Raw genomic sequence first — 24,835 nt, forward strand, 5'->3', positions numbered from 1 at the left:
GGGTTTGCAGACAAAGAAACGGGGAGCGGGTCATGCTGTTTTCGTTTTTATATGTCTGACCATTATCAATTGATTCAACAGTGTATCGACCGCGCAGTCACCGCAGAGCAGGCGCGCAGCCGCTTCCGGCGCTCGTTACACGATACCCTGCGGAATCTGCATCGCAGTATCCAGCTGCCACAGCGGGATGCACCCCTGCATATCACCTGCTTTGTGATCCGCTATATTCAGGTAATCCCCTCCTGGCTGGAACGCCTGGATCAAATATGCCAGGCCGGTGGACTGGATTTTCGCCCTATCCGGGAACTGATTCTTCACAGTTTCAGTGAGATTCCAGAAAATCAGCCCCACGAACACGGCCTTGGTTCGATACTCGACGAAGCCTACCTGGCTCACCGCACCATGGAGGAAATTAACGAAATTCTGCAGCCACTTTGCGGCACACCGCTACTGCCCATGGATTCCATGGTGGCGAACCTGGTGGTGCGGGAACTGCTCGGGGAAACCCTCGCGGGTCAGTTGGATGGTCTCACCGACATATTGCTACAGCGCTTCGAGCCCGTGGAACTGGATCCTGCACACCTGATATCGATGATTCTGTACAAACAGCGCTATGAAGATGTGCCCGGGGAGTGGCCAGACTTCGCGCGTCATATGCAGATAGAACTGTGCTCGCCATCACTGGCGGCACTCGCCCGCCAATTCGACCCTGCGCACTGAAACTTGCCCACAGGCTCGCGATTATTGCTTCACGATCTGACGCCAACTGGAGAAAAATTCCGCTTCTCCTTGAAGCAGCGCGCGATTGAGTTCATCCGCCTCACGGTGCAATTTTTTATCGTAGAAAAACAGACTGCCGCCGCGCAGGGTGAAGCCGTTCGGGTTGTCCTTCAGCAACTGGTAAAATGCCTGCTGGCGCTCCAGGTATTGCTGTACCCTGCGCTTACTGAACCCCCCTTTGCGGTATTTAGCAAAGATAAATTCCTGTAATTGCTGTTCCACCAGCGCGAGCGTCTCCGGCGAAAATCTGCCGACCGGCAGCAGTCTGCTTATATCTGCTTCGAGATCATCTATATACTGTGCCGCCGCTTCCGCGGCGACTTTAGTACGGTAGATTGCGCTTATACGCCGCTTCTGGAATGGCTCACTCCTCGCAGTATCCAGACTCCATATTTCTTTTTTTGCCATTTCTGTCAGCGACCGGAAAATTGTCCTGTGCTGACGAGTGGTATTGACCTTTAGCCGATCACAAATTTCCAACGCACCCTGCCAGTCGGAAAACGGTTTTCCATCCAGTACTGCATCGGGCGACGCTGCAATCCGCTGCTCTAATCGCTTTTCCTCTTTGTCGAGAAAGTCCGGATTCTTTTCCCAGTCATTCCCCTGCAGCGCGAACAGCGACAGCAACCCCTGATTTACGCAGCGGGTGATCAGGTGCGCCGTCTGGGCCTGTTGGTACTCTCGTTGCTTGCGATAGTGATCAAGGCCATAAGTACCGGCTATTGCCAGAACAATGATCAGTGCAATCAGGGGGTAGAATTTTTTCAAATGGAGCCGGCTTTCTGTGGATTATTTTTTATCGGCCGGACCAGTGGGCGGCTGCAATATTTTAACCGCGGTTTCTTCCACTTCCCTGTCCTGCGTCTGATTCACCCGCGTATCGAGTTCCCGCGGTCTGGAAGACTGCAGGCGAATTTCGTCCTTGAATCCACAGGCAACACACTCACGATAATTTTTATCGCCCAGTTTGTAATTGACTATCTTGTCCATTTCACTGCAGCGCGGACAAACCGCACCGGCAATAAACCGGCGTTTTACCGGTTTTTCAAATTCTTCGCTCAAGGTTTACCTCTTAAATAACCTGAATCCATCAATGCCCGGCGAGACTAAAACCGAACTACTCTATTTATCTCTACTCTATACCCGAATGGCGCAGCAACGCATCGATCTTCGGCGCGCGGCCACGAAACTCGGCAAACAGCTCCTGAGCATCGCGACTGCCTCCCTGCTCCAATACCGTGGCAAGAAATTTCCTGCCGGTTTCAGAATCGAAAATACCTTTCTCCTCGAACAGGGAAAAGGCATCCGCACTGAGCACTTCCGCCCATTTATAGCTGTAATATCCCGCGGCGTAACCACCGGCAAATATGTGGCTGAAACTGTGCTGAAAACGATTTTCCGGGGATACCGGAACCACCGACACCTTTTCCCGCACCTCGTTGATCAGGCGCTGGATTTCCAATCCATTGGCGCCCTCTGGTCGAGAATGGAGCAGGAAGTCGAACAGCGCAAATTCCAGCTGACGCGTGGTGAACATGGCAGACTGGAAATTTTTTGCCGCGAGCATTTTATCCAGCAACGCTTGTGGCAATGGCTCACCAGACTGATAGTGCCCGGAAATCATCGCCAGTGCCTCCGGTTCCCAGCACCAGTTTTCCAGAAACTGGCTCGGTAATTCCACCGCATCCCAGGCCACCCCATTGATACCTGAAACAGCAGCAACATCCACCTGTGTCAGCATGTGGTGCAGCCCGTGGCCGAATTCATGAAACAGTGTGGTGACTTCGTAGTGGGTCAGCAGCGCCGGAGTGCCTTTTGATGATGACCTGGCGTCTGCGGCGGTAAGTGAAGAAGCGCCTGCGGCGGTGGGAGAACTAAAGTTACACACCAGATAGGCTACCGGCAATTGTAATCCGGCGACGCACTGGCGCCTTACCCGCGCGTCATCCATCCAGGCTCCGCCGCGCTTGTTCTCCCGGGCATAGGGGTCGAGATAAAATCCGGCGATCGGCTCTTCTCCACGCTTCAGCCAGTAAAAATGCACGTCGGGGTGGTAGGTGGCAATGGTGGGGTCTTCTTCAGCCGTCACCCCGAAAAGCTTTTCCGCCACCGCGAACAGCCCTTGAAGTACTTTCGGATAGGGGAAATACGGTCGAAGCTCTTCCTGGCTGACCGCATAGCGGGACTGCTTGAGTTTTTCCGCGGCCCAAGCAGTATCCCAGGGCCGCAATTGCTCTATGTCCAGTTGCTCGGCAGCAAATGCCTGCAATTCGGCGAACTCTCTTACCGCCGCCGGGCGGGCGCGCTTGGCCAGGTCCCACAGGAAGTTTTCCACCTCCTCGGGGTCCCGCGCCATCTTGCTGGCGAGGGAGCGTTCGGCGTAATTTTTCATCCCCAGCAGATGGGCCTGCTCGGCGCGCAGTGCGAGAATTTCCGCCATCACGTTCGTGTTGTCGAACTCACCGCCGTTGGGACCCACATCGGAAGCGCGGGTGATATAAGCCGTGGACATTTGGTGGCGCAGATCGCGGTTGTCGGCATGGGTCATCACCGCCAGAAAACAGGGCCCATCCAGCGTCAGCAACCAGCCTTTCTTGCCTTTGGACTCTGCAAGGGCCTTGGCACTGTCGAGCGCGGTCTGCGGAATACCGGCCAGCTCGGACTCATCTTCGATATTGAGCGTCCAGGCGTTGGTCGCATCAAGGACATTGTTGGCAAAGGTGCTTTTCAGTTCCGCGAGGCGTTTGCTGATGGTCGCAAAACGTTCCCGCGCCGCGCCTTGCAGGCTCACGCCGCCGAGGTGCATGTCCCGCAGACCGTGGCGCACCGCCTGCTGGCGAGCCTGTGGCCAGCTGGCGAATTCCGGCGCCTTGGCAAGAGAGCGATAAACTGCGTAAAGCGCCGGGTCCTGCCCTACTTCGGTCCAGTACTCGGTCACCTTTGCCAGGCAGGCTTCATAGGGGGCTCGCCAGTCGCCGCTCAGGACACTGTTGAGATGCGACACTGGATTGAACGCCTTGCCCAGCTTGTCCTGCACCTCTTCGAGCGGCGCCAGTGTCTCTTCCCAAACCGGATGTTCTCCGGCGTTTTCCATACTTGATCGAAGCTGTTCGCGACATTTAGTGACCAACTCGACAATTGCGGGCTCCGCAAATTGTGGCTGGATTCGATCGAATGGCGGCAGTACGTGGGACTCTAACAGCGGGTTGGACCACAGCGTGTCGGACATGGGCATTCCTTGTCGGTAAGCGGATACAAAAACAATCGCCCCGGGGATGGCCGCTAATGCGGCAGACGGGGTTAACATATGCGCTGTATTTTAGTGGATTGCCATTCCGGAGGTCAGCCTTGTCCACAAACACCCCCGCCGAAACCCCGTCCCCCCACCTGCGCGAGCATCGCGGCCAAGCCCCCAAGCTCGCCGCCCGGGTGTTTATTGACCCGATGAGCACAGTAATTGGCGACGTGGAACTTGGCGATGACAGCTCCGTGTGGCCGATGGCAGTAATCCGTGGCGATATGCACCGTGTCCGTATCGGCGCCCGCACCAGTGTGCAGGACGGCTCGGTACTACACATCACCCACGCCAGCGCCTTCAACGAAGGCGGCTGGCCGCTGACCATCGGCGACGACGTAACCATAGGCCACAAAGCCTGTCTGCACGGGTGCACAGTCGGCAACCGGGTGTTGATCGGAATCGGTTCCATCGTACTCGACGGCGCCGTGATTGAGGACGAAGTCGTGCTCGCCGCCGGTGCCTTGGTGCCTCCGGGGAAAACGCTGGAAAGCGGCTACCTGTACGTTGGATCACCGGCAAAAAAAGCGCGTCCGCTGTCGGAAAAGGAAAAAAAATTCTTTACTTATACCGCAGGAAATTACGTCAAGCTCAAGGACGAATATCTCGCACAAAAATAGGGCGCCACGTTAGCGCAAAGTCATTCACCTCACACCCCAAAACACAGCGAAAATACATTATCCTTTGGCCCGCTTTAACGACAATTAAAGCGGGCTTTTTTGTTAATATTTCCCCTTGGTTTTTTTGAAAAATTTGCTCGTAGAGCGACCGCATGAAAGTGCCACAAACCTGCGTTGGTGAAGCACCTTAATACTGTACATTGCCGATGAAAACGATAAGCACGGACTCCGACCTCACCCTCTGGCATCAGTGCGTGGCGAATATGCTGGACAGCGAGTCAGACTCCCAGCGTATCTACGAACTTTTGCGTGGAGCTGAATCGCTGGTTCGAGGCAACAGCAGTATGGCGATCATCTATCCCACAGATGGTCCGCCACAAATTACCCACCATCGCCTGCTCGCCAATGAGCGGCTCAGCACTCAGGTAGATCGCTACATAGAAGGCGCTTATCTTTTCGATCCTTTCTATCGCGCCGCCGTGGATGACAACAGGGAAGGGTTTTACCTGCTGCGCGAAGTCGCACCGGATGCCTTCGGTCAAACCGAATACTTCCGCCGTTACTATCGCGAAGCGAACCTCGGCGATGAAGCCTGTTTCCTTGTGCGCGGTGCAGACGGAGTCATTGCCAGTTTATCCATCGGACGCGCTTCTGACCTGGGCGGTGGACGATTTTCACCGCTGGAAGTTTCACGTTTGAAATCACTTCTTCCCGTGGTCGAAAATATCCTGCGCAAATGGATTCACAACCATAATGGGTGTGGGGCCCAGCTTGAATCTTTTGGCAACCGCCTCGAAAGTGCACTGAATAATTTTGGCCGTTCACTTCTCACCAATCGCGAATGCGAAGTGCTGCATATGACCATGCGCGGGCACTCCATCAAGTCGATGGCAGAAAAGCTCGACGCCAGCGTGGACACCATCAAAACCCACCGGAAACACATTTATTCCAAACTCGACGTCACTTCCCAATCCGAGTTGTTCTATCTGTTTATCAGCGCCCTGCGCCACCATTCCGGTACGGATCTGGACCCCCTCACCAGCCTGGAAAGATAAATAGCAGGCACAAAAAAGCCCGCAATCTATTGTTCCGACGAGGCAGGTATCGGAACAGCGGTGCGGGCAAAGGTCCACTAAACAGGAATCAGGACCAAGTCACATTCGCAACAGGAATACTTCCGTCACAGCGGATTTATTTCTGTGTAATGGGAAAGCCCATTTTCTCCACCATGCGCACCCAGGGAATACGCCAACCGCGCTTTTCATCCAGGGTGTCCAGCGCATACATGGTGATCTTTGCACCGATCCAACGGAAAGGTTCTGGCGGAATATAGGCTGGTTGGGAGCAGGCAAAATTCAGTGAACGCTCCGGAACTTTTATATCGTCGAGAATCGCCAACGCGACTCGCGCACCGAAACGTGTGGCAGTCACACCGAAGCCGGAGTAGCCACCGGCGTATAACATCTTGCCGCCGTGGTAGTGCTGATAGTGCACCGCCATACGCGTGGTCAGTGCAATCGGGCCGCTCCAGGCGTGGCTGAAACGGATACCCCGCAGTTGCGGAAAGGTACGGTAAAAATTATCGATCAGGCGCACATAGGGTTCCGGCGCCTTGTCATCTTCCGGGTCGGTGTTGTTACCGAAGAAGTAGTCCAGTCGGCCGCCGAAAAGAATGCGGTTGTCGGCGGTCAGGCGCATGTAATTCAGCTGGGTGCGGGTATCGTAAATACCCTGACGATTTTTCCAGCCAATGGATGCGAGCTGCTCATCGCTAAGTGGATCGGTGACCACAATACGGTCGCGAATCGCGGCAACGCGGTTGCGAATTTTCTTGTTACCGGAAGCAAACGCGTTGGTCGCAAGTAAAACCTTGTTCGCCTGTACACGACCCTTGGGCGTTTTCACCAGTATACCTTTGCGGTTTCTGGTGTTGCTGACCATGGGTGTGTTTTCGTAAATCTTTACGCCCAGTTCCAGCGCCACCTGTTTTAGACCCCAGGCAAGTTTCGCCGGGTGCACGGTGCCGCTGCGCTGTTTCGACCACAGGCCGCCGTTGAACAACGGCGAATTTACTTCCCGCTGCACCGTGTCTCTATCCAGCAGGTGTGCGTCGTGGCCGTAGTGGCGATACAGTGCGTATTCTTTTTCGATATCATCGAGACCGTCATCACCGACGGCCACGGTCAGCTCACCGCCCCATTCCAACTCGCATTCGATCCCGTAGCGCTCGATAGTCTCGCGGAAACCATCCAGATTTTCCTTGCCCAGTTGTTCCAGCGTTTCCATATCCTCCGGGAACAGACGCTGCGCATTGGCCAGTCCATGCATCACGGACGTGGACAGGATCGCCGCCGGGCGTCCGGAGGCGCCGATGGCGATGCTGTTGGCTTCAATCAGCACAATGTCGCGCTGTGGATCGGCTTCCTTGGCCTGTACCGCGGCCCACAGACCGGTAAAGCCACCGCCAACAATCAGCAGGTCACATTCCAACGGACGCTGCAACGCAGGTTCGTCCCGCGGGCGCTGCGGTATATCCAGCCAGTAGGGAAAAAAGGTTGTTTTTTGTAGTGCTTCCAGAGCATCAACCCTGGTCTGTTCGTCACACATGATTACCTCTTCATCATCGCGTTATCGCCGGCGCATTCATTAGAAAATGTTGTAGCGAACCGATATCCCGAAGGTGGTCGGCGCCTGGCGATAATAGGAACGGCCAGCAAAGCTGGAGAAGGCGTAGGTCTCCGCGCTGCTGTCCTCAATGTTTTTGATCCAGCCACTGAGCTCCCAGCGCTCGCCGTTATCAGTCAGGGCCGCTTCCGCGTCCCACGAATGCACTGGGCCGGACAGGGCGTTGTCGTCCGCCAGCTGAGCGGTCATCTCATCGCTGTAGGTGTAGCTGGTCTGCAAACGCAGGTTGTAGTCGGCGAGCGGCAGGTCGTACGCGACCAGGCTGTTGTAGCTCCACTCCGGTGCCTGCGACAGGGAAGCGCCCACGGGCAGTGGTGCGGCCAGGGCATCCACGAACAGCTGGTTTACACCATCGGCGTTGTCGTTCACTGACGGGTCGGCGGCGATGCCGCGCATGTCGGCGGTACTCGGTGCCTTGGTCACTTCACTGTCGAGGAAGGCAACACCGGCCATCACCGTCAGGTTATCGGTGGGCAGCCAATGCAGGTCGAGTTCGAAGCCGGTGGTTTTGGATTCCGGTACGTTGACCAGGGTGGTATCCGCCACCGGGAATTCCAGGAAATTGCTGAAGTCGTCGACGATAATGGTCACCAGAGACTGGCGATCGGTGTAGTCGAGGCTGAACAGTGCACCGTTCAGCTGCAATGAGGCGTCGAACAGGGTGGCCTTGAAGCCCGCTTCAAAAGACACCACTTTTTCCGGCTCCACATAGGCCCAGCTGACATCGTCGAGAATCGCTGCGCCGTAGTAAGCGCCGGCCTTGTAGCTGTTGGCCACATTGGCGTAGAGCAGCAAGTCATCGTGCAGCTGCCAGTCGAGGCCCAGCTTGCCGGTCACCGCATCTTCGCTGCTGCGGTCGTTCAGTTCGGCAATGGTGTCGTTGAACGAGTAGATATCATCGTGATTGGTGGAGAGTCCGTCGAAGGTGCGCTCATCGGCGCTAAAGCGGATACCCGCGATCAGGTTCAACGTGTCGTTGAGCGCGGTTTCGGTATGCAGGTAGGCGCCCCAGGAGTGGGTAACCTGTTCGTATTCAGCGGTCAGCAGATCCCAGCCCTGGACGGACACATCTTCTGGATCGAGCACAAAAGTGCTGGCCACGGAGTCGGTGACGAAGAAGGAATCGTCGAACACATCGCGCACCTTCACTGTGTCTTGGGAAACGTTCACACCGGCCACCCAGGTCACTGGGGACTCGCCATTACTGACCAGGCGGAACTCCTGGGACCACTGGCTGATGTCGTTGTCCTGGTACAGGTCGAGGATCGCCGCGGAAGAGCCGCCATAGTTATCCACGACCTTGCGATCGTAGGCATCGAACGCGGTGATGGAGACAAAGTCGACGGTCTCCAAGCCGTAACCCAGATTCAGGGACGCACCGTAGCCGGATTCGTCGCGCCTCACGTTCAGATCACCGACGTTGACGATGGTTGCGTCATCACTGCTGTTGAGCACGTCAAACGAGGCGTCGCCGAATGCGTCGCCAAGTCCGCTGACCTGCGGGGAAACCGGGGTGGATTTGTCGCTGCTGAAATAGACCTTGGCCAGCGCCTCGCCGTTGCCCGCAAATGGGAACAGGATCTGGCCACGGCCGGCGGCGCGATCGACGCTGCCAAATTCGCGCCCGGTCTCGGGGTCTTTCTGCCAGCCGTCTGCTTTGGACGTATTCAGACTCAGGCGGCCCAATACTTCGCCGCTGATCTCGCCACTGACCACACCAGTCAATTCGCGGGAACCGAAGTTGCCGACACCGGCATCCACAAACGCTTCGATTTCACTGGTAGGTTTGGCACTGATGAAATTGATTGCGCCGCCGGTGGTGTTCTTGCCGTAGAGAGTGCCCTGGGGGCCCTTTAGTACTTCCACCCGCTCGATATCGAACAGCTGACCGGCGAGGAAGGACGGGTTGCTGGCAAACACTTCGTCGGTGTAGATGCCCATGCCGCTGCTGTTGTTGGGGCTGAAGTCATCCAGGCCGATACCGCGGATGGCGAATACCGGCGTGCCACCGGAGGTGCTGTTGACGGTAACCAGGCCCGGCGTGTGCGCACCCAGTTCCACAGCACTGTCGATACCCAGGTTCTGCATCATCTCACCGCTGAACGCATTGGCGGACACGCCGATGTCATTTACCGACTGCTCGCGCTTGTGCGCAGTCACCGCGACTTCTTCGATCTGGTTGGCGAAGGCACTTTGGGTGATTCCCAGCGCGGACAAAAACGCACCGGCAATAGCAACCGCAAGCGAGTTTTTCGCGAAGCGCCGGCTGGCGCGGGCTGGTAATTCCATGACGAGCTCCCTGTGGTTCTTTTATCTGTCTTATCGTGAGGGAGACTATAAAAACCGAATAAGGATTCAGGTATCACCCCATTGGGTGAGAAAACCGAATTTTTATTCAGGTTTATCAACAAACACAAAAACCCGCATTGCGCGGGTTAGTTAACGGCTTGTTCGCGGGAGATACCCCGCAGATTGCTTATTGGGTAGCGAATACCGCCGGGACTTCGGTAGCCGGCTTGCCGCCCTGCTTCTCCGCCCACAGGATCGCCAACTCACCCAGCAACAGGGTGACAATGGAACCAATCAGTACCGGCCACTGCACGCCCTCACCGGGGGTGTAGATAAACAGGAAGATACTGCCGGCAAGAATCGCCACGCAGAAGTAGGTAAGCGCGCGCGCAAAACCATCACCTCCGGGCACCCGGAAGGGGCGCGCACGCGCACCATCGACACGGCGCATTTTCAGGAACGCCAGGAACATACCCACATAGGGCAGCAGGAAGATCACCCCGCTAAAGGCAAACAGCGACCAGAACAGGTCTTCGTTGGAGTTCACCAGCAAGCCGTACAGCACCAGCACGAGTGTGCTCATCACACCCATCAATACCGCGGCACCCACCGGCGTATTGCGGCTGCGGCTCTTGATCGCAAAGGCCTGCGGCAATTCGCCCTCTTCCGCCGCTTCCGCCGCCGCGCGGTTGCCGCCGATGGCCCAGGTGACGCCATTGGAGAAAAAGGTATACAGCGCAGCAATGCCCAGTGCCGTCACCAGCGCGTTGCCAAACGGCAGTTGCGCGAAGAATAGTCGCAGGGTATCCACCAGGCCCTCGACCAGATCGATTTCCCCGGCCGGGATGGCCGCCAGAATCGCGGTGGTACCGAGGGTATACAACGCGAGAATGATCGCGCCGGACACCAGAATGGAACGGGGTACGTCCTTCTGCGGATTGCGCATTTCCTCGCTGCTGGCGCTGATCAGCTCGAAACCGAGCATGCCGTAGATGATCGCCGGAATGTACTGCAGACTGTCACCCAGGTTCGGCTTGATGCTGTCAAAATTGATCGGGTTGGCGAGTCCGTTTTCACTGGCGTAAACCACGGCACCGGCGATGATTGCGGTAAAGATAATGATCTTGAAGATGGCACCTATGTTCGGTACCCACTTGCCCACATTGAGTGTCACCACATTGGCGATCACCGCAATCCAGGTGAGCACTATGCCGAGGCCAATCTGCCCGGTGACGCCCATTTCCGGCCAGAACAGCTGTTTCGCCACACCGGCAAACAGGATAAAAATCGCCGGCATCCAGATCGCCACATTGACCCAGTAACTCCAGCTGATACGCGACGCCCAGCGGCCGCCAAATGCATCCCGCACCCAGGCGTAAATACCGCCCTTCTCCGGATAGGCGCAACCGAGTTCCGCAGAGACAAGGGCAAAAGGCACAAAGAAAAACAGGCCGAGGAACAGCCACCAGAAAATACTGGAGGTGCCGATCGCCGCGGTAGCGGCAAGGGTATCCACCAGTAAAATGGCGGATACAGTAAACAGGATCATATCCCGCTTACCCAGATTCTTTTTGACGGCAACTTCGGTCACGAGACTCTCCCGCGTTACTTATTTTGTTTTTTAGTTTGTCTTTTTCAGTTTCAGCCGGTGCGCCGCGGATTACTCTGCGTGCACACCCAGTTGTGCAGATTTGATTTCGGTAAATTCTTCCACGCCGTGAACGGAAAACTCACGGCCATTACCACTCTGCTTGAAGCCGCCAAACGGCGCCTGATAGTTGAATTCGCCCCCGTTGACGAAACACAGCCCGGCGCGAATGCGGCGCGCAATCGCCAGCGCGTCTTTATGGTCTTTTGCGTAAACACCGGATGACAGTCCGTAAGGGGTATCGTTGGCGATGGCCACCGCCTGATCGAGATCCTCGTAGGCGATCACACACAGTACCGGGCCAAAAATCTCTTCGCGGGCGATGCGCATCTCGTTGTTCACCTGCGCGAACACCGTCGGACGCGCGTAGAAGCCCAGCGCCAGTCCTTGCGGATTGCCCAGGCCGCCGCACACCAGGGTCGCACCCTCGTCGATGCCGATCCGGATATAGTCCTGCACCTGTTGCCACTGGCGCCGGGACGACAGCGGGCCCATAAACGCGTTTTCACCCATTCCCACTTCAATCTCGGCCACGCGCGCGCGGATGATTTCCAGTGCCTCGTCGTAGCGGCTCTGGGGTACCAGCATGCGGGTAAGCGCCGTGCAGGTCTGGCCGCTGTTGATCATCACGTCATCGACGCCGTAGCGGACCGCAGTCTCGAAGTCGCTGTCGGCAGTGATGATGTAGGGAGACTTGCCGCCCAGCTCCTGGGTCACGCGCTTTACCGTCGGCGCACAGGCTTTGGCAATTTCGATACCGGCGCGGGTGGAGCCGGTGAACGACAGCATGTCCACCAGCGGGTGCTCGCACAGAGCCTGGCCGACCACCGGGCCGCGACCGGGCACCAGATTGAACACACCCGCCGGCAGTCCCGCCTCGTGGAAAATTTCTGCCATCAGGTAATCCTGCAGCGGCGTCTGTTCGGACGGCTTGACCACCATGGTGCAGCCTGCGGCTAGCGCCGCGCCTACCTTGCCCACGAACTGGTGCAACGGGTAGTTCCAGGGGTTGATAAAGCCACACACACCCACCGCTTCACGCCATACCAAGGAGTGGCCATGTTCTGCGGTCTCTTCGGTAATCCCGGTGTGCTCGGCGAACAGACGCATGGCCTCGATGGGTCCATCCACATGCAGCCAACCGGTGATATGACGGGGACACCCCAGGCTGTCGGATACTGCCGCCAACAGCTCGTCCCGGCGGGCTTCCATCAGGTCGGCCGCGCGCAACAACAGTGCGCGACGCTCACTGGCGGGGGTATTTGCCCAGGCGTCAAACGCGCGGGCGGCGGCCTGCACGGCGCGGTCCACATCGGACACGCTGCCCGCTGGCACGCGGGTAATGAGGGATTCGGTCGCGGGATTGATAGTTTCCAGCCATTCGCCGGAGGTGGACGCGGTCCACTGGCCATCGATATAGATCTTGTTATGGTTTTCCATCTTGCTCGACCTGCTTACTACTGATGTACGGCATGCCAGCGTCCGAAGCGCCTGGCGCTATTTTCAACCACAGAAACTGACGCGACATCGTCTAACAAACGGACAATCTGCGCAATAGTTAGCCTTATTCGAATGATTATTCAGTATGCGGGAAGGTCAAGTGCCCCTGTATCACCTGAATAGGTGATAACTGGTAAAGAGCACCTGAACAGGTGATACCTGGCAAAGAGAACCTGAACAGGCGATACCAGGCAGAGAGACCCGAACAGTTGAGAACGACAAGAGAATACCTGAGCGTGTGCAACAGGGAACCAAATCCGCCGCCGTTAAGACGGAACCTGTCTATCTGAACCCGCCGACAACAGCGACTGGCGCAATGTCTGCGCCTCCGTAGCCAGCGGTGCTCCGCGACTTTCCAGCCACTGGAACACCCGCTCCAGCACCAGCCGCGTGCGATCATTGATGGCACCGCTGTGGTCGCTGACCAGATACAGCGATTGTCCAATCGTATACGGGCGCTCAATTACCGTAGACAGACGCCCGCTCTTGAGATCCTCACTGACTTCAAGACGATCCGCCAGCGCCAAGCCCATACCGAGGCGCGCGCCCTCGATCGCCTGATAGGCGTAATCCACCGACACCCCGTTGACCGCCGGTGCATAGTCCACGTCCTGGGCGGTAAACCAGCCCGGCCACTGCTGCTGGCGGTCATGCAGCAGCGGCAACGCCAGCAAGTCAGCGGGCCGCAGCGCCCGCCCCGAATTGCCCCGTGCCTGCAACAGCTGGGGGCTCGCCACCGGCAGATAGTGTTCCTGATACAGCGGGATTACCTGCCGGCCCGGCGCATCCGGCTCCCCCAGGCAAATGGCCATATCCACCTCGCCGTCGAGGCGCTGTACCCGTGGTTCGATAGTGGTCACCCGCAGGCGGATTTCCGGATAGCGCTGTTGCACCTCCGACAGAATTCGCAGCAACCAGCGGGTAGTGATGGTCGCGGTCGCGGCAATCACTACCTCCCCGGAGAGATTGCCGGGGTCGAGGGTCAGCAGGCCCTGCTCCAGGCGGCCGAAGGCCTCACTGACCGCCCGGTGCAGGCGCTCCCCCGCCGCGGTCAGCGACAGACGGTTACCGGCGCGCAGAAACAGCGGCGTACCCAACCGCTCCTCCAGCTCGCGGATCTGGCGGCTGAGCGCCGGGTGCGACACATGCAGCTCCTCCGCCGCCCGTCGCAGATGGCAGTGGCGCCCCACCGCGTAGAAACTGCGCAGGGAGGTGAGGGACAGGTTTCGGAGCTCGGCGGCCATGGGTTAACTCTTATCACGGTGCCCTGAGGGCACCAAAATGGCAATTAATAGTTAATTGTGTTCGCAAAATCAAACCATAGACTTGTGCTAAACCCTATACATCCAATCACACAATAAAAGTCCGGATGCATGCCATGACCGATACCCGCCAAGTCCAAATCCCTCAAGTCCGCATCAATGGCCAGCGCCTGTGGGACTCCCTGATGGAGATGGCCGCCATCGGCGCCACCGACAAGGGCGGCTGCAACCGCCAGGCCCTCACCGACCTCGACAAGCAGGGCCGCGACCTCTTCGTACAGTGGTGCGAAGACGCCGGCTGCAGCGTCACTTTCGATGAAATGGGGAATATCTTCGCCCAACGCGCGGGTAAAAACCCGGATCTTCCCCCGGTCCTCACCGGCTCCCACCTGGACACCCAGCCCACCGGCGGCAAGTTTGACGGTGTCTACGGCGTGCTCGCCGGTCTCGAAGTGGTGCGCAGTCTGAACGATGCCGGCGTCGAAACCGAAGCCCCGCTGGAAGTCGCGGTGTGGACCAACGAGGAAGGCGCCCGCTTTTCCCCCGCCATGATCGGCTCCGGCGTGTGGAGCGGCGAGTTCGATCTCGACTACGCCTACGCCCGCACCGACAAGGAAGGCAAAACCTTCGGCGAAGAACTCGCGCGCATCGGCTACCAGGGCAAAACCCCGGCCAAGCCGCGCCCCCTGGCCGCCGCATTTGAAGTGCACATCGAACAGGGCCCCATTCTGGAAGCCGAAGAGAAAACCATCGGCGTGTTGAGCGGCGTACAGGGTATGAACTGGTACGACCTCACCCTCATCGGCCAGCCCTGCCACGCCGGCCCCAGCCTCATGGAAACCCGTCGCGATCCCTTTATGGGCCTGCACCGCATCCTCGACGCACTCTACAAACTCGCCGCCGAACACGCCCCCTGGGCCCGCGCCACCTTCGGCGACATCCGCGTCGAACCCGGCAGCCGCAACACCGTGCCGGAAAAACTCGTCCTCGCCGTCGACCTGCGCCACCCGGACCAGAACATCCTCGACGCCATGGACCAGCGCTTCCGCGAAATCGCCGCCCGCGTCGCCGACGACATCGGCCTCGAACACCAGATCCGCGACGAATGGCGCTCCCCCGCCGTCGCCTTCGATGCGAACTGCGTGGAGGCCGTGCGCAGCTCTGTGGCCGAGCTCGGCTACAGCAACAAGGAAATGGTCTCCGGCGCCGGCCACGACTCCGTGTACATCTCCCGCGTGGCGCCCACCAGCATGATCTTCGTGCCCTGCGAAAAAGGCCTGAGCCACAACGAAGCGGAAAATGCAGAGCCAGAAGATCTCGAAGCCGGTGCAAACGTGCTGCTGCACGCGATGCTGAAAATGGCAAACAAAGCCAGCTAACAAGGCTCATCACTTAATGCGAAGCCGACGATGCCGGTAAACCTTCGCGAGACCTTCGAAAACAGGGATGTTTTCGCAGAGCCCCCAGGGATGGGTGCACGGCGTGTCTCGCGAAGGTTTACCGGTAGCGGCGGCGCCACGGAACCGCCTGAGCGGTACCACCGACTCCGAACAGAATTCGAGAAAGACGATGACTGAATTTACCTACAAACACCGCAACGACAACGGCAACACCGCGCGCCTGGACAACTGGGGTATCGACTCCGAATACGGTGTGCTCACCGACCTGCTCGTCGGCCCCATCGACCACTACACCTGGCAGATGGGCAACGCCGCCTCCCGCCGCTCCGTGCGCCTCGGCCGCCAGTTCGACGCCGCCGTCGCCAAACGCCAGCATCGGGAAATGCTCGACGCGTACAAACACGCCGGCGTCACCACCCACCTGCTGCCCGCCGACGCCAACCTCCCCTACCAGCTCTACGCCCGCGACAGCAGCGTCATGACCCCCTGGGGCCCCATCGTCACCCAGATGTACTCCCCCTGGCGCCGCGGCGAATGGGTGGACGTCGTGAAGACCTACCAGAAACTCGACATCCCCATTTACGACATCATCACCGCCGGCAGCCTGGAAGGCGGCGACTTTATGGTGCTGGAACCCGGCGTCATCCTGTGCGGCTACAGCGGCGAGCGCACCTCACCCCAAGGCTTCAAGCAGATGAAAAGCTGGATCGAAAAAGAAGGCTGGGAAGTGAAAGGTTACGAGTTCGACCCCTACTTCCTGCACATCGACGTGCTGGTGGCCGCACTCGCGGACAAATTAGTAGCCGTCTGCGTGGACGCCGTGGAACCGGAACTGGTGCAGTGGTTCAAAGCCCGCAACTTCGACATCATCGACATCTCCTACCCGCAGGTCATGGAGCTGGGCGTAAACGTCGTGGCGCTGGGTAGCGATCGCGTGATGCTGCCGTCCGATAACACCGAACTGAAAGAAAAGTGCCGCGCGCACGGCCTGCAAGTGATCGACCCGGACATCTCCATGATCACCGCCGGCGGCGGCGGCGTGCACTGTATGTGCCAGCCGCTGGCGAGAAAACCTGCATAAGTTTTACCGCACATAAAAAAGGTCGCCCAATGGCCGACCTTTTTCATTGCAGGCGACTTTCTCGTTCCCCGCCATTTCGCGCAGCCGATTCAGCGCGCCGCCTTGATTTCCTCTTCACTCACCAGCAACACCTCATCGCCCCAAGTATTGCTAATAAACGCGATGATCGCTGAAATTTCGCGGTCGGTCAGAAATTCCAGCGCCGGCATCAGGTCCTCTTCACCGCCATTGCGACGCGGTGCCGAGCGCCCGTGCAGCAGCGTCTCGATCAGCAGCTTTTTATTCGCCAGTAACGCGGGATCACGCAGAGAGGGGTACAACGCCTCCTCACCATACCCATCAATCTGATGACACTTCTTGCAGTTGTCGGCAAAGGTAAGCGCACCAAACCCAACCAAGTCCCGGGTCTCCTGCCCCGAGGCAGCGCTTTCAAGTGAAAAAACAGCGAGTAAAAGAGCGGTCAATACTCTGAATTTCATGCAAGGTATCCTGTGGCAGATAACAGCTTTTTTATTTTCCCTGCGCCCGTAACAAACCGGAACCGGCGATACCACCGGCCGCACAGGCCAGAATAATCACCAGCGGCGTCAGCGTGCCGAGCGCCAGCGCACCCACGCCGTAACCGCGCATCGGCAACAACACCAGCAACATGATACCTGCGGGAATCAGCGAGAGCAGGAAACCGCGGGTAACCCAGCTTTTCTGCCACGGCAGCATAAAAATCAGACCGCATACACCGCCCCACACCACGCGCTGGTAGATATAGGCGTTGGAAAGATAGGGCGCGATATCCACGTGCAGAAACCGGGTAAAACCGTAATGCCCCATGGCCCACAGACCGATGGCATAAGCGAGTCCGGCAAAGCAGCCGGCGGCAAAACAGAAGGACAGGTTTCTCAGAAATTCTCGCACTTACTACCTCCACAAATGGTGTCCGCAAAAACGATGTACAAATCAGGAACTGATTGGGGAGGAGTATGCCAGAACCACAACATCGAATCGCAGACCGATGTTCACTTTTACCGGGTAATGTGGAGGTGAAAAAGCACAGAAATAAACAACGCACGGCCCTGACAGCTAGAAAAAATCAGAGGCAGTGCGTTCAGAAAGGAATATTCAGTTTCAGGCGGGGCGCTTGGTTTCGCCGTACAGCTCTTCCAGCATGGAATCGATACGCTCGGCCAGCGCGTCCTGTGAATCGTCCAGCAGGATCACGTGGCCCATCTTGCGGCCCGGGCGCAGGCCCTTGCCGTAAGACCAGACACCCTCATTCTGCAGCGCCGGCTTCTTGTCCACGCCGAGCATATTGATCATCACCGCCGGGCGCGCCGCTGCGGTATCGCCCAGCTCCATGCCCAGAATCGCACGCACGTGGTTGGCAAACTGGCTGGTCTTCGCGCCCGCTAAAGTCCAGTGACCACTGTTGTGCACCCGCGGCGCCAGCTCGTTGATCAGCAGGCCGTCGTCGGTGACGAAGCACTCCATCGCCAGCACGCCTACGTAATCCCAGGCGTTCATCAGGGTTGCCAGGTAGGTCTCCGCGGTGTGCTGCAGCGCTTCACTGACATGCGGCGCCGGTGCGGTGGAAACCAGCAGGGTGCCGTTGTAGTGGTCGTTTTCCGCCAGCGGATAGGTAACCACCTTGCCGTCCGCGGTACGCGCACCGATCAGGGAAACCTCGCGGGAGAAGTGAATCCCCTTCTCCACCACGTATTCAGACTCCGGCACATCATTGGCGATGGCGGCGAGATCTTCATCGCTGTTGACCCGCCACTGGTTCTTGCCGTCGTAGCCGTGTTCACAGCTTTTGATAAACGACGGATAACCCAGCTGTTTCACCGCCGCGCAGATCTCGTCGTAATTGTTGGCCGGCAGGAAAGGCGCAACCGGCAGACCTGCAGCAGTAATCGCGGTCTTTTCGCGCAGGCGGTGCTGGGTTTTTTCGAACGCATCCGGGCGCGGGTACACCGGGCAGCACTGTTCCAGTGCGCGCAGCAGTTCCACCGGCACACCTTCGCGCTCGGCGGTAATCACCTCGGGGCTGCCCATGGCCTGATAGAGCGATGCGATATCATCGCCTTCACCGGCGTGCACGATGGTACCGAGGCCTTCCACACAGGTGGTGTTCTCATCGCCCTCGGCGAGGAAACTGAACTCGATACCCAGCGGACGGGCCTCCTGGGCCATCATCTGCGCCAACTGGCCACAGCCGACAATACCTACACGTCTGACCGTCATTTGCACTACACCTCGTAAACGTTCAGCAATCTCAAACTGGCTTATTCCACTTCAAACGGCACGCTGGCGCTCTGCTTCTCGCGCCAGGCGATCAGGCGTTTCTGCAGTTCCGGATCGGTCAGGGACAACATCTGTGCCGCCATCAGGCCTGCGTTGTAGGCACCGGAGGCACCCACGGCCTGAGTGGCCACAGCAACGCCCTTGGGCATCTGTACGATGGACAGCAGGCTGTCCATGCCGGTCATGAACTTGCTCGCCACCGGCACACCGATCACCGGCAGCGGGGTCATGGCCGCGATCATGCCCGGCAGGTGCGCGGAGCCACCGGCACCGGCGATGATCACCTGGGTTCCGCGCTCGTGGGCAGTGGTGGCGAACTCCACCATACGCTGGGGTGTGCGGTGTGCGGAGACCACCGCAGTGGCGAAAGGCACGCCCAGCTCGGTGAGGGGCTTGGTGGCCATTTCCATGGTTGGCCAGTCAGACTGGGAGCCCATCACAATGGTGACTTTTTCAAACGGAAGCTCATTCACGCGGATTACTCCAGTGTTCGCGGACGCCGGCCAATCGATATTTACCGCCGGCATCAGGAAGGAACAGGCCTCGTCAGAAGTGGTAACGCCGACCGGCCCAAAAATTAGGGGCGAGAGGATACCAAAAGTCGGACGGAAAAGTAGGCTGTACGGCGTTTTCCGGCCAGTTTCAGCGTTTTTCTGCGGTGCTCAGAGCCATTGCCACCGGAATCCGGGATTCCGGCAAGGGTTCTCCGCATCAATACGCGGTTAATCCATGACTAACCATAGGGTGGCGAGACGGTCACGGCACCTGCTGTGACCGCTGAGTAATGAAGTAGTAACAAAGCATTCAGGAAGTGCCAGCTGGGTTTACCTGGCCGCGGCCTCGACCTTGTTGCGCAGCGCTTCACGCAGCATCGACAGAACCGGCTCCACCGATGGGCGCACGCCGCGCCACAGGTAAAACGCCTCCGCCGCCTGCCCGACCAGCATACCCAGGCCATCGGCAGTGCTGGCACTCAGGGGCTCGGCCCAGCGCAAAAATGCGGTGGGTTCCGCGCCGTAGACCATGTCGTAGGCACAGCTGCCGGTCCCCATCACCGAAGGATCGATCTGCGGCCGCTCACCGGACAGACCTGCGGCACTGGCGTTGATAACCAGATCAAACGCCTGCGGAATCTTGTCGAGGCCACTTGCGCTCAGGTCGCCATAAGCCGCGAAATCCTCGGCCAGTTGCACCGCCTTGGACGCGGTGCGATTGGCGATATGCAGCAGCGCCGGGCACTCGTTCAGCAGCGGCAACAAGGTGCCCCGCGTCGCGCCGCCGGCCCCCAGTACCAGCACTCTTTGACCCTCGATACGCCACCCCAGGCGATCGCGGATGTCCGACACCAGACCCGGGCCATCGGTATTGTCCCCCAGCAAACGACCATCGTCCTGCAATGCCAGGGTGTTCACCGCACCAGCGGTGCGCGCGCGCTCGGTCAGGCTGTCCGCATACGCAAACGCATCCAGCTTGAACGGCGCGGTGACATTCAACCCCTTCGCGCCCGCAGCAAAAAATGCATCCACAACCGGTTTGAAGCCATCCACTTCCGCAAACAGCTTGTCGTATTCCAGATTCTGGTTCGTCTCCCGTGCAAATGCGCGGTGAATCACCGGGGACATAGACTGCTTGATCGGATTGCCGATAACCGCATATCTATCCATGACAATATCGCCCATACCTGACTTCATTCTTATTTTACTTGTGGTTATTTAACCTGCGCGCAGCGCATTGCGTAACTGAGCCGTTTCATTGACACCGATAAGCCCGTCGATTTTCAATTCCCCCGCAAACTCACTAACCAGATAGCGCGTAAATGCGCTGTATATCTGTCTGGGTTTGTCACCGGAGGTATCCAGGAGTACCCAGTTCAGGGTGGCCAGGCTGGCATTTTCATTCAGCTCGATCACATCCGTCACCGCACCGACGATCTGGCTCACACCGAGCCTTTCATAAAGCTTCAACAGTTTTTTTACCCGACCGATAAAATACTCGCGGCTCAGTTCGGATTTTTTGCCATCGGAAAAATAGTAGTGGATCGGAAAGCGGTAAAAAGCCGCAATCTGTTCGGCATCACGGGCCTCGAACAGACGACGGTATTCCAGAAACAATTTGTTGATGTCTTCCAGACGTGCCTTGTGCATGGCAAATTCCTTTCAAGTAGCTCACGCCACTTTAACTAATAACCACTGAAATTTCCGCGAAGGTGTCGATGCCGGGCACCGCCACAAGCTCTAATTAAATCCAGTCCCGATGTGGCAGAAAGTCAGAATACAATTTGGCTTCTGCACTACCTTCTTGCGGCTGCCAGTCATAGCGCCAGCGCACTTCCGGTGGCAGCGACATCAGAATGGATTCGGTGCGGCCGCCACTTTGCAAACCAAACAGAGTACCGCGGTCAAACACCAGGTTGAACTCCACATAACGGCCGCGACGGTAAAGCTGGAAATCACGCTCGCGTTCCCCGTATTCGGTATCTTTGCGCTTGTTCAGAATCGGCAGATACGCGTCAATGTAGGAATCACCCACCGCCCGCATAAACGCAAATGCGTTTTCAAAGCCGCCCTCACTGAAATCATCAAAAAAGAGTCCGCCCACACCGCGCGCCTCATCCCGATGCTTCAGGTAAAAGTACTCATCGCACCACTTTTTGAAGCGCGGATAGATATCCTCGCCAAAAGGTACACAGGCCTGTTTCGCCGTCTGGTGCCAGTGCACCACATCTTCCTCAAAGCCGTAGTAGGGCGTCAGATCGAAACCACCGCCAAACCACCATACAGGCTCGGCGCCTTCCTTTTGCGCCACAAACAGACGCACGTTCGCGTGGCTGGTAGGTGCGTAAGGATTGCGAGGATGAATCACCAGGCTCACGCCCATCGCCTCAAATGAGCGCCCGGCAAGTTCCGGGCGCGCTGCTGTGGCGGAGGGCGGTAACTTATCCCCATATACATGGGAAAAATTGACGCCACCCTTCTCAATCACATTGCCATTTTCCAGCACCCGGGTGCGACCACCGCCACCAGCCTCGCGCTGCCAGGCGTCCTCGACAAACGCGCAACCATCCACCGCTTCCAGTGCAGCGCAGATGCGATCCTGCAGGTCGAGCAGATAATCTTTAACGGCCTGAATGTTTACTTCGGTCATGGGTGCTGTTTCTTGTTGTGGCTGGGTCAATGAAGAAGGCGACGGTAAGTGACAGACTGCAAGCAACTGGCGATCGCGCACCTTGGGGGCGCCAATTCGCCGTATGCGGCACTCAGCCGGCGCGTACCACGCGGCCGCTCACCAACTCGCGGATTTCACTGGGGGCCTTGCGGCCGCCGGTATTGCCGCCGCCGACAAAGTCGAGACTGTCGCCAAAATAGCGCAGCACCTGAAACTTGTGTCGCGCCGGCTGGCAGCCCGCTGGATTGGCAGAGGTGGATACGATAGCACCGCCAAACGCGCGGGTTAACGCCGCGGTAAACGGGTGCTCGGTGTGGCGCAACGCGACACTGTGGTGGATACCGGATACCCAGGGTGGCACCTGGTCGAAATGAGGCACCAGCCAGGTTACCGGACCGGGCCAGGTTTCATCGATGCGCGCACGCTGATCGCCGCTCAGATTGTGCAGCAGGTCATCAAAATGGTGCTGATCTCCGGAGACCAGAATCATCCCTTTTTCCAGGGGGCGATTCTTGAGACGCAGCAGGCGCGCAACGGCGTCCGGATTGAAGGGATCACAGGCGAGGCCCCACACGGATTCCGTCGGGTGGGCAATCACGCCACCGGCGGCCAATACCCGCACCGCGGTGGCAATCGACAGGTGTGCGCTACGCAGGCTTGGGTGATGCTTTTCTGGCAAGGGTCGGAACTCTTTCAGGTCTTATTCGGATTCAGGTCGCAATTGGGCCTGGCAATTCCGCAAATGCTTCTACAGATGCGCGTCTTCGGCGATGGCAACGTTGGCGATTACAGCGACAACTGCGAAGCCGTGATGATGACAACGGAGGACTTGCCGCATTCCCGCACGCCTGCGTTGATCAATCTGTTCGGGAAGCGCGGCAATTTAGCGAATAGTAAAAGCCTAGACAAGTGCCGCACCGGTGTCGCCCGCACAGCCTGGGTGTGGGACAATTGCACAGATATTCACCAACAATAAATTACAACGGCACAAGCTACCATGTCCCGTCTCCGCGGTATTACAGGCCCCCTCACCCTGGCCCTGCTCAGCGCCATTGCATTGCTGTTTGCGCCCCAACTCGAACCGCTTCTGCGCTATGACCGCACCCTGGTAGATCACGGAGAACTCTGGCGCCTGCTCAGTGGTCATATCACCCATACCAATCTGCATCACTGGGCGCTCAATCTCGCGGGACTGGCACTGCTGTGGATTTTGCATCGCCAGCATTACCGCGCGGTGACGTTCCTCGCCGTCACCGTCGCCACCGCCCTGTGGACCGGCGTGTCGCTGCACCTGTTTAGCCCGCATATCGACCTGTATCTCGGGCTTTCCGGGGTACTGCACGGGTTGATTATATGGGGGGGCTGCCTGGATATCCGCGCGCGCTGGCGCAGCGGTTATCTGCTGGTGGCGGGGACCTGGCTCAAGGTGGGCTGGGAACAGGTGTGCGGCGCCAGTGCCGCCACCGCGCGCCTGATCGACGCGCAAGTGGCGCTGGATGCGCACCTGTGGGGTGCCGTGGCAGGCTCGCTACTGGGTGCCATTGTACTGGCGACGATTTCGCCACGGCCGAAAAAGAGATCGGCGGCAGCCCCACAACAGGTCGCCGCTGATCGCTCCGGGATCGGCAATCAGCCCTGATCTGATATGCCCGGATAGGTAACCCGGTAAATGGCGCCGGCGTAGTCATCGGAAATCAGCAGCGCACCATCCGGCATCACCAGCACGTCTACCGGACGCCCCCAGACCTCTTCTCCCTGCAGCCAGCCGTCGATAAACGGCTGGTAGGAGGTGGCCTCGCCTTTGTCGTTCAGGGTCACTTTGGTTACCCGGTAACCGATCTTGTTACTGCGATTCCAGGAACCGTGCTCCGCAATCAGCACCTGATTCCGGTACTCGGCCGGGAACTGAGTGCCGGTGTAAAACTTCACACCCAGTGGTGCCACGTGGGGACCGAGCTTCTGCACCGGGGGCACATAATTGCTGCAGCTTTTGCCATCGCCAAACTCCGGGTCGAGTATGTCGCCACCGTGGCAGTAGGGGTAACCGAAATGCTTACCCGCCACTGGCGCGGTATTCAATTCACAGGGGGGGATATCATCTCCGAGCATGTCGCGACCATTGTCGGTAAACCACAGGTGTTTGGTCACCGGGTGCCAGGTGAACCCGACCGTGTTGCGCACGCCCTCGGCCCAGGTTTCGCTCTTCACCACCTTGTCGCCCTCGATCTTGAGACGCTGGATATTGGCGTAGCCCGGTTCTTCACAGATGTTGCAGGGCGCGCCCAGGGGTACGTATAACCAGCCATCGGGGCCGAACGCGATGTACTTCCAGCCGTGATGGTACTTGTCCGGAAACTGACTGGTGATGGTGACGGGCGCGGGCGGGTTGTCCAGACGTGACTCGATATCATCGAAACGCAGAATACTGGTCAGTGCGCTGACATAGAGGTCGCCATCTTTGAATGCCACGCCGGTGGGCAGCTTGAGTCCCTCGGCGATGACCTTCACCTCATCCGCCTTGTGGTCACCGTCCTTGTCGACAATCGCGTACACCTTGCCCTCGCGGGTGGAGCCGACGAACAGGGTGCCCTTGTCGCCCCGCGTCATGTGACGCGCCTGGGTGACACCCTCGGCATACACCTCGATTTTAAAGCCCGCTGGCAGGTTCAGTTTGTCGAGATAAATATCGCCTTTTTCCGCGCAGGCGGTATTGGCGGTCAGTAACACTGCTAGGGCGGCAACCACCGAGGAAAGCGATCGCAAGTGTTTGCTAGGAACCATGGTTGGGACACTCCTTATAATTTTCCCCGGT

24 protein-coding genes are annotated in these 24,835 nt (G+C 58.2%); 7 read left to right on the forward strand and 17 right to left on the reverse strand.

Annotation, left to right across the window (positions count from 1 at the left end):
• Positions 1-51 precede the first annotated feature (51 nt).
• Entirely contained in the window at positions 52-720 is a 669-nt protein-coding gene (locus tag PVT68_RS11095; protein ID WP_280318036.1) for a hypothetical protein, read from the forward strand.
• Positions 721-741: 21 nt separating this feature from the next.
• Here the strand turns inward: PVT68_RS11095 and PVT68_RS11100 are convergent, their stop codons facing one another.
• The 3 genes from PVT68_RS11100 to PVT68_RS11110 all read right to left on the reverse strand — a co-directional run bounded on the left by PVT68_RS11100 (position 742) and on the right by PVT68_RS11110 (position 4,009).
• Complete coding sequence (locus PVT68_RS11100) at positions 742-1,548, reverse strand: hypothetical protein (RefSeq protein WP_280318038.1); 807 nt, start codon at positions 1,546-1,548, stop codon at positions 742-744.
• A gap of 21 nt (positions 1,549-1,569) precedes the next feature.
• On the reverse strand, positions 1,570-1,842 hold the full coding sequence (locus tag PVT68_RS11105; RefSeq protein ID WP_407666092.1) for a YheV family putative zinc ribbon protein: 273 nt from the start codon (positions 1,840-1,842) through the stop codon (positions 1,570-1,572).
• Between the two features lie 70 nt (positions 1,843-1,912).
• Positions 1,913-4,009, reverse strand: a complete 2,097-nt coding sequence (locus PVT68_RS11110) for a M3 family metallopeptidase (RefSeq protein ID WP_280318039.1) — start codon at positions 4,007-4,009, stop codon at positions 1,913-1,915.
• 215 nt (positions 4,010-4,224) lie between these two features.
• Between PVT68_RS11110 and PVT68_RS11115 the strand changes: the two genes are divergently transcribed.
• On the forward strand, positions 4,225-4,695 hold the full coding sequence (locus tag PVT68_RS11115) for a gamma carbonic anhydrase family protein (RefSeq protein ID WP_407666150.1): 471 nt from the start codon (positions 4,225-4,227) through the stop codon (positions 4,693-4,695).
• 206 nt (positions 4,696-4,901) lie between these two features.
• A complete protein-coding gene (locus tag PVT68_RS11120; RefSeq protein WP_280318040.1) occupies positions 4,902-5,750 on the forward strand; it encodes a helix-turn-helix transcriptional regulator in 849 nt (282 codons plus the stop codon).
• 136 nt (positions 5,751-5,886) lie between these two features.
• Here PVT68_RS11120 and PVT68_RS11125 read toward each other — a convergent pair whose 3' ends face one another.
• The 5 genes from PVT68_RS11125 to PVT68_RS11145 form a co-directional block, all read right to left on the reverse strand.
• The gene (locus PVT68_RS11125) at positions 5,887-7,302 is read right to left on the reverse strand and encodes an NAD(P)/FAD-dependent oxidoreductase (protein ID WP_280318042.1); all 1,416 of its coding nucleotides are present in this window, start codon (positions 7,300-7,302) and stop codon (positions 5,887-5,889) included.
• Between the two features lie 39 nt (positions 7,303-7,341).
• Positions 7,342-9,669 carry a TonB-dependent receptor gene (locus PVT68_RS11130; RefSeq protein ID WP_280318044.1) on the reverse strand — a complete coding sequence of 776 codons (2,328 nt, stop codon included), beginning with the start codon at positions 9,667-9,669 and terminating at the stop codon, positions 7,342-7,344.
• A gap of 187 nt (positions 9,670-9,856) precedes the next feature.
• A complete protein-coding gene (locus PVT68_RS11135) occupies positions 9,857-11,260 on the reverse strand; it encodes an APC family permease (RefSeq protein WP_280318046.1) in 1,404 nt (467 codons plus the stop codon).
• A 69-nt stretch (positions 11,261-11,329) separates the two neighbouring features.
• Complete coding sequence (locus PVT68_RS11140) at positions 11,330-12,757, reverse strand: aldehyde dehydrogenase family protein (RefSeq protein ID WP_280318047.1); 1,428 nt, start codon at positions 12,755-12,757, stop codon at positions 11,330-11,332.
• Positions 12,758-13,083: 326 nt separating this feature from the next.
• Positions 13,084-14,061 carry a LysR family transcriptional regulator gene (locus tag PVT68_RS11145; RefSeq protein WP_280318049.1) on the reverse strand — a complete coding sequence of 326 codons (978 nt, stop codon included), beginning with the start codon at positions 14,059-14,061 and terminating at the stop codon, positions 13,084-13,086.
• A 134-nt stretch (positions 14,062-14,195) separates the two neighbouring features.
• On the opposite strand from PVT68_RS11145, the gene PVT68_RS11150 reads away from it, so the two are divergent.
• Positions 14,196-15,458, forward strand: a complete 1,263-nt coding sequence (locus tag PVT68_RS11150) for a Zn-dependent hydrolase (RefSeq protein ID WP_280318051.1) — start codon at positions 14,196-14,198, stop codon at positions 15,456-15,458.
• Positions 15,459-15,648: 190 nt separating this feature from the next.
• On the forward strand, positions 15,649-16,560 hold the full coding sequence (locus PVT68_RS11155; RefSeq protein WP_280318053.1) for a dimethylarginine dimethylaminohydrolase family protein: 912 nt from the start codon (positions 15,649-15,651) through the stop codon (positions 16,558-16,560).
• A gap of 89 nt (positions 16,561-16,649) precedes the next feature.
• On the opposite strand, the gene PVT68_RS11160 is transcribed toward PVT68_RS11155, so the two are convergent.
• From PVT68_RS11160 to PVT68_RS11195, 8 genes are all read right to left on the reverse strand, one after another.
• Positions 16,650-17,039 carry a c-type cytochrome gene (locus PVT68_RS11160; protein WP_280318055.1) on the reverse strand — a complete coding sequence of 130 codons (390 nt, stop codon included), beginning with the start codon at positions 17,037-17,039 and terminating at the stop codon, positions 16,650-16,652.
• A gap of 31 nt (positions 17,040-17,070) precedes the next feature.
• Positions 17,071-17,472: a hypothetical protein gene (locus PVT68_RS11165; RefSeq protein WP_280318056.1), complete on the reverse strand. Its 402-nt coding sequence runs from the start codon at positions 17,470-17,472 to the stop codon at positions 17,071-17,073.
• Positions 17,473-17,682: 210 nt separating this feature from the next.
• On the reverse strand, positions 17,683-18,798 hold the full coding sequence (locus PVT68_RS11170) for a 5-(carboxyamino)imidazole ribonucleotide synthase (protein WP_280318058.1): 1,116 nt from the start codon (positions 18,796-18,798) through the stop codon (positions 17,683-17,685).
• A gap of 41 nt (positions 18,799-18,839) precedes the next feature.
• The gene (gene purE / locus PVT68_RS11175; RefSeq protein WP_280318060.1) at positions 18,840-19,331 is read right to left on the reverse strand and encodes a 5-(carboxyamino)imidazole ribonucleotide mutase; all 492 of its coding nucleotides are present in this window, start codon (positions 19,329-19,331) and stop codon (positions 18,840-18,842) included.
• A gap of 351 nt (positions 19,332-19,682) precedes the next feature.
• The gene (gene aroE, locus PVT68_RS11180; protein ID WP_280318062.1) at positions 19,683-20,549 is read right to left on the reverse strand and encodes a shikimate dehydrogenase; all 867 of its coding nucleotides are present in this window, start codon (positions 20,547-20,549) and stop codon (positions 19,683-19,685) included.
• A 21-nt stretch (positions 20,550-20,570) separates the two neighbouring features.
• Complete coding sequence (locus PVT68_RS11185) at positions 20,571-21,002, reverse strand: hypothetical protein (protein WP_280318064.1); 432 nt, start codon at positions 21,000-21,002, stop codon at positions 20,571-20,573.
• Between the two features lie 94 nt (positions 21,003-21,096).
• Positions 21,097-22,002, reverse strand: coding sequence for an oxygen-dependent coproporphyrinogen oxidase (gene hemF, locus PVT68_RS11190; RefSeq protein ID WP_280318066.1), 906 nt, complete (start codon positions 22,000-22,002; stop codon positions 21,097-21,099).
• 112 nt (positions 22,003-22,114) lie between these two features.
• A complete protein-coding gene (locus tag PVT68_RS11195) occupies positions 22,115-22,702 on the reverse strand; it encodes an L-threonylcarbamoyladenylate synthase (protein WP_280318068.1) in 588 nt (195 codons plus the stop codon).
• 63 nt (positions 22,703-22,765) lie between these two features.
• On the opposite strand from PVT68_RS11195, the gene PVT68_RS11200 reads away from it, so the two are divergent.
• Together PVT68_RS11200 and rrtA are read left to right on the forward strand one after the other, a co-directional pair.
• Positions 22,766-22,999, forward strand: a complete 234-nt coding sequence (locus tag PVT68_RS11200; protein WP_280318070.1) for a hypothetical protein — start codon at positions 22,766-22,768, stop codon at positions 22,997-22,999.
• Between the two features lie 21 nt (positions 23,000-23,020).
• Positions 23,021-23,662: a rhombosortase gene (gene rrtA, locus PVT68_RS11205; protein ID WP_280318071.1), complete on the forward strand. Its 642-nt coding sequence runs from the start codon at positions 23,021-23,023 to the stop codon at positions 23,660-23,662.
• Here rrtA and PVT68_RS11210 read toward each other — a convergent pair.
• Complete coding sequence (locus tag PVT68_RS11210) at positions 23,653-24,804, reverse strand: PQQ-dependent sugar dehydrogenase (RefSeq protein ID WP_280318073.1); 1,152 nt, start codon at positions 24,802-24,804, stop codon at positions 23,653-23,655. The two genes, rrtA and PVT68_RS11210, sit on opposite strands and share 10 nt — an antisense overlap.
• Between the last annotated feature and the right edge of the window lie 31 nt (positions 24,805-24,835).

It is taken from the genome of Microbulbifer bruguierae, from assembly GCF_029869925.1.
GTDB lineage: Bacteria > Pseudomonadota > Gammaproteobacteria > Pseudomonadales > Cellvibrionaceae > Microbulbifer > Microbulbifer bruguierae.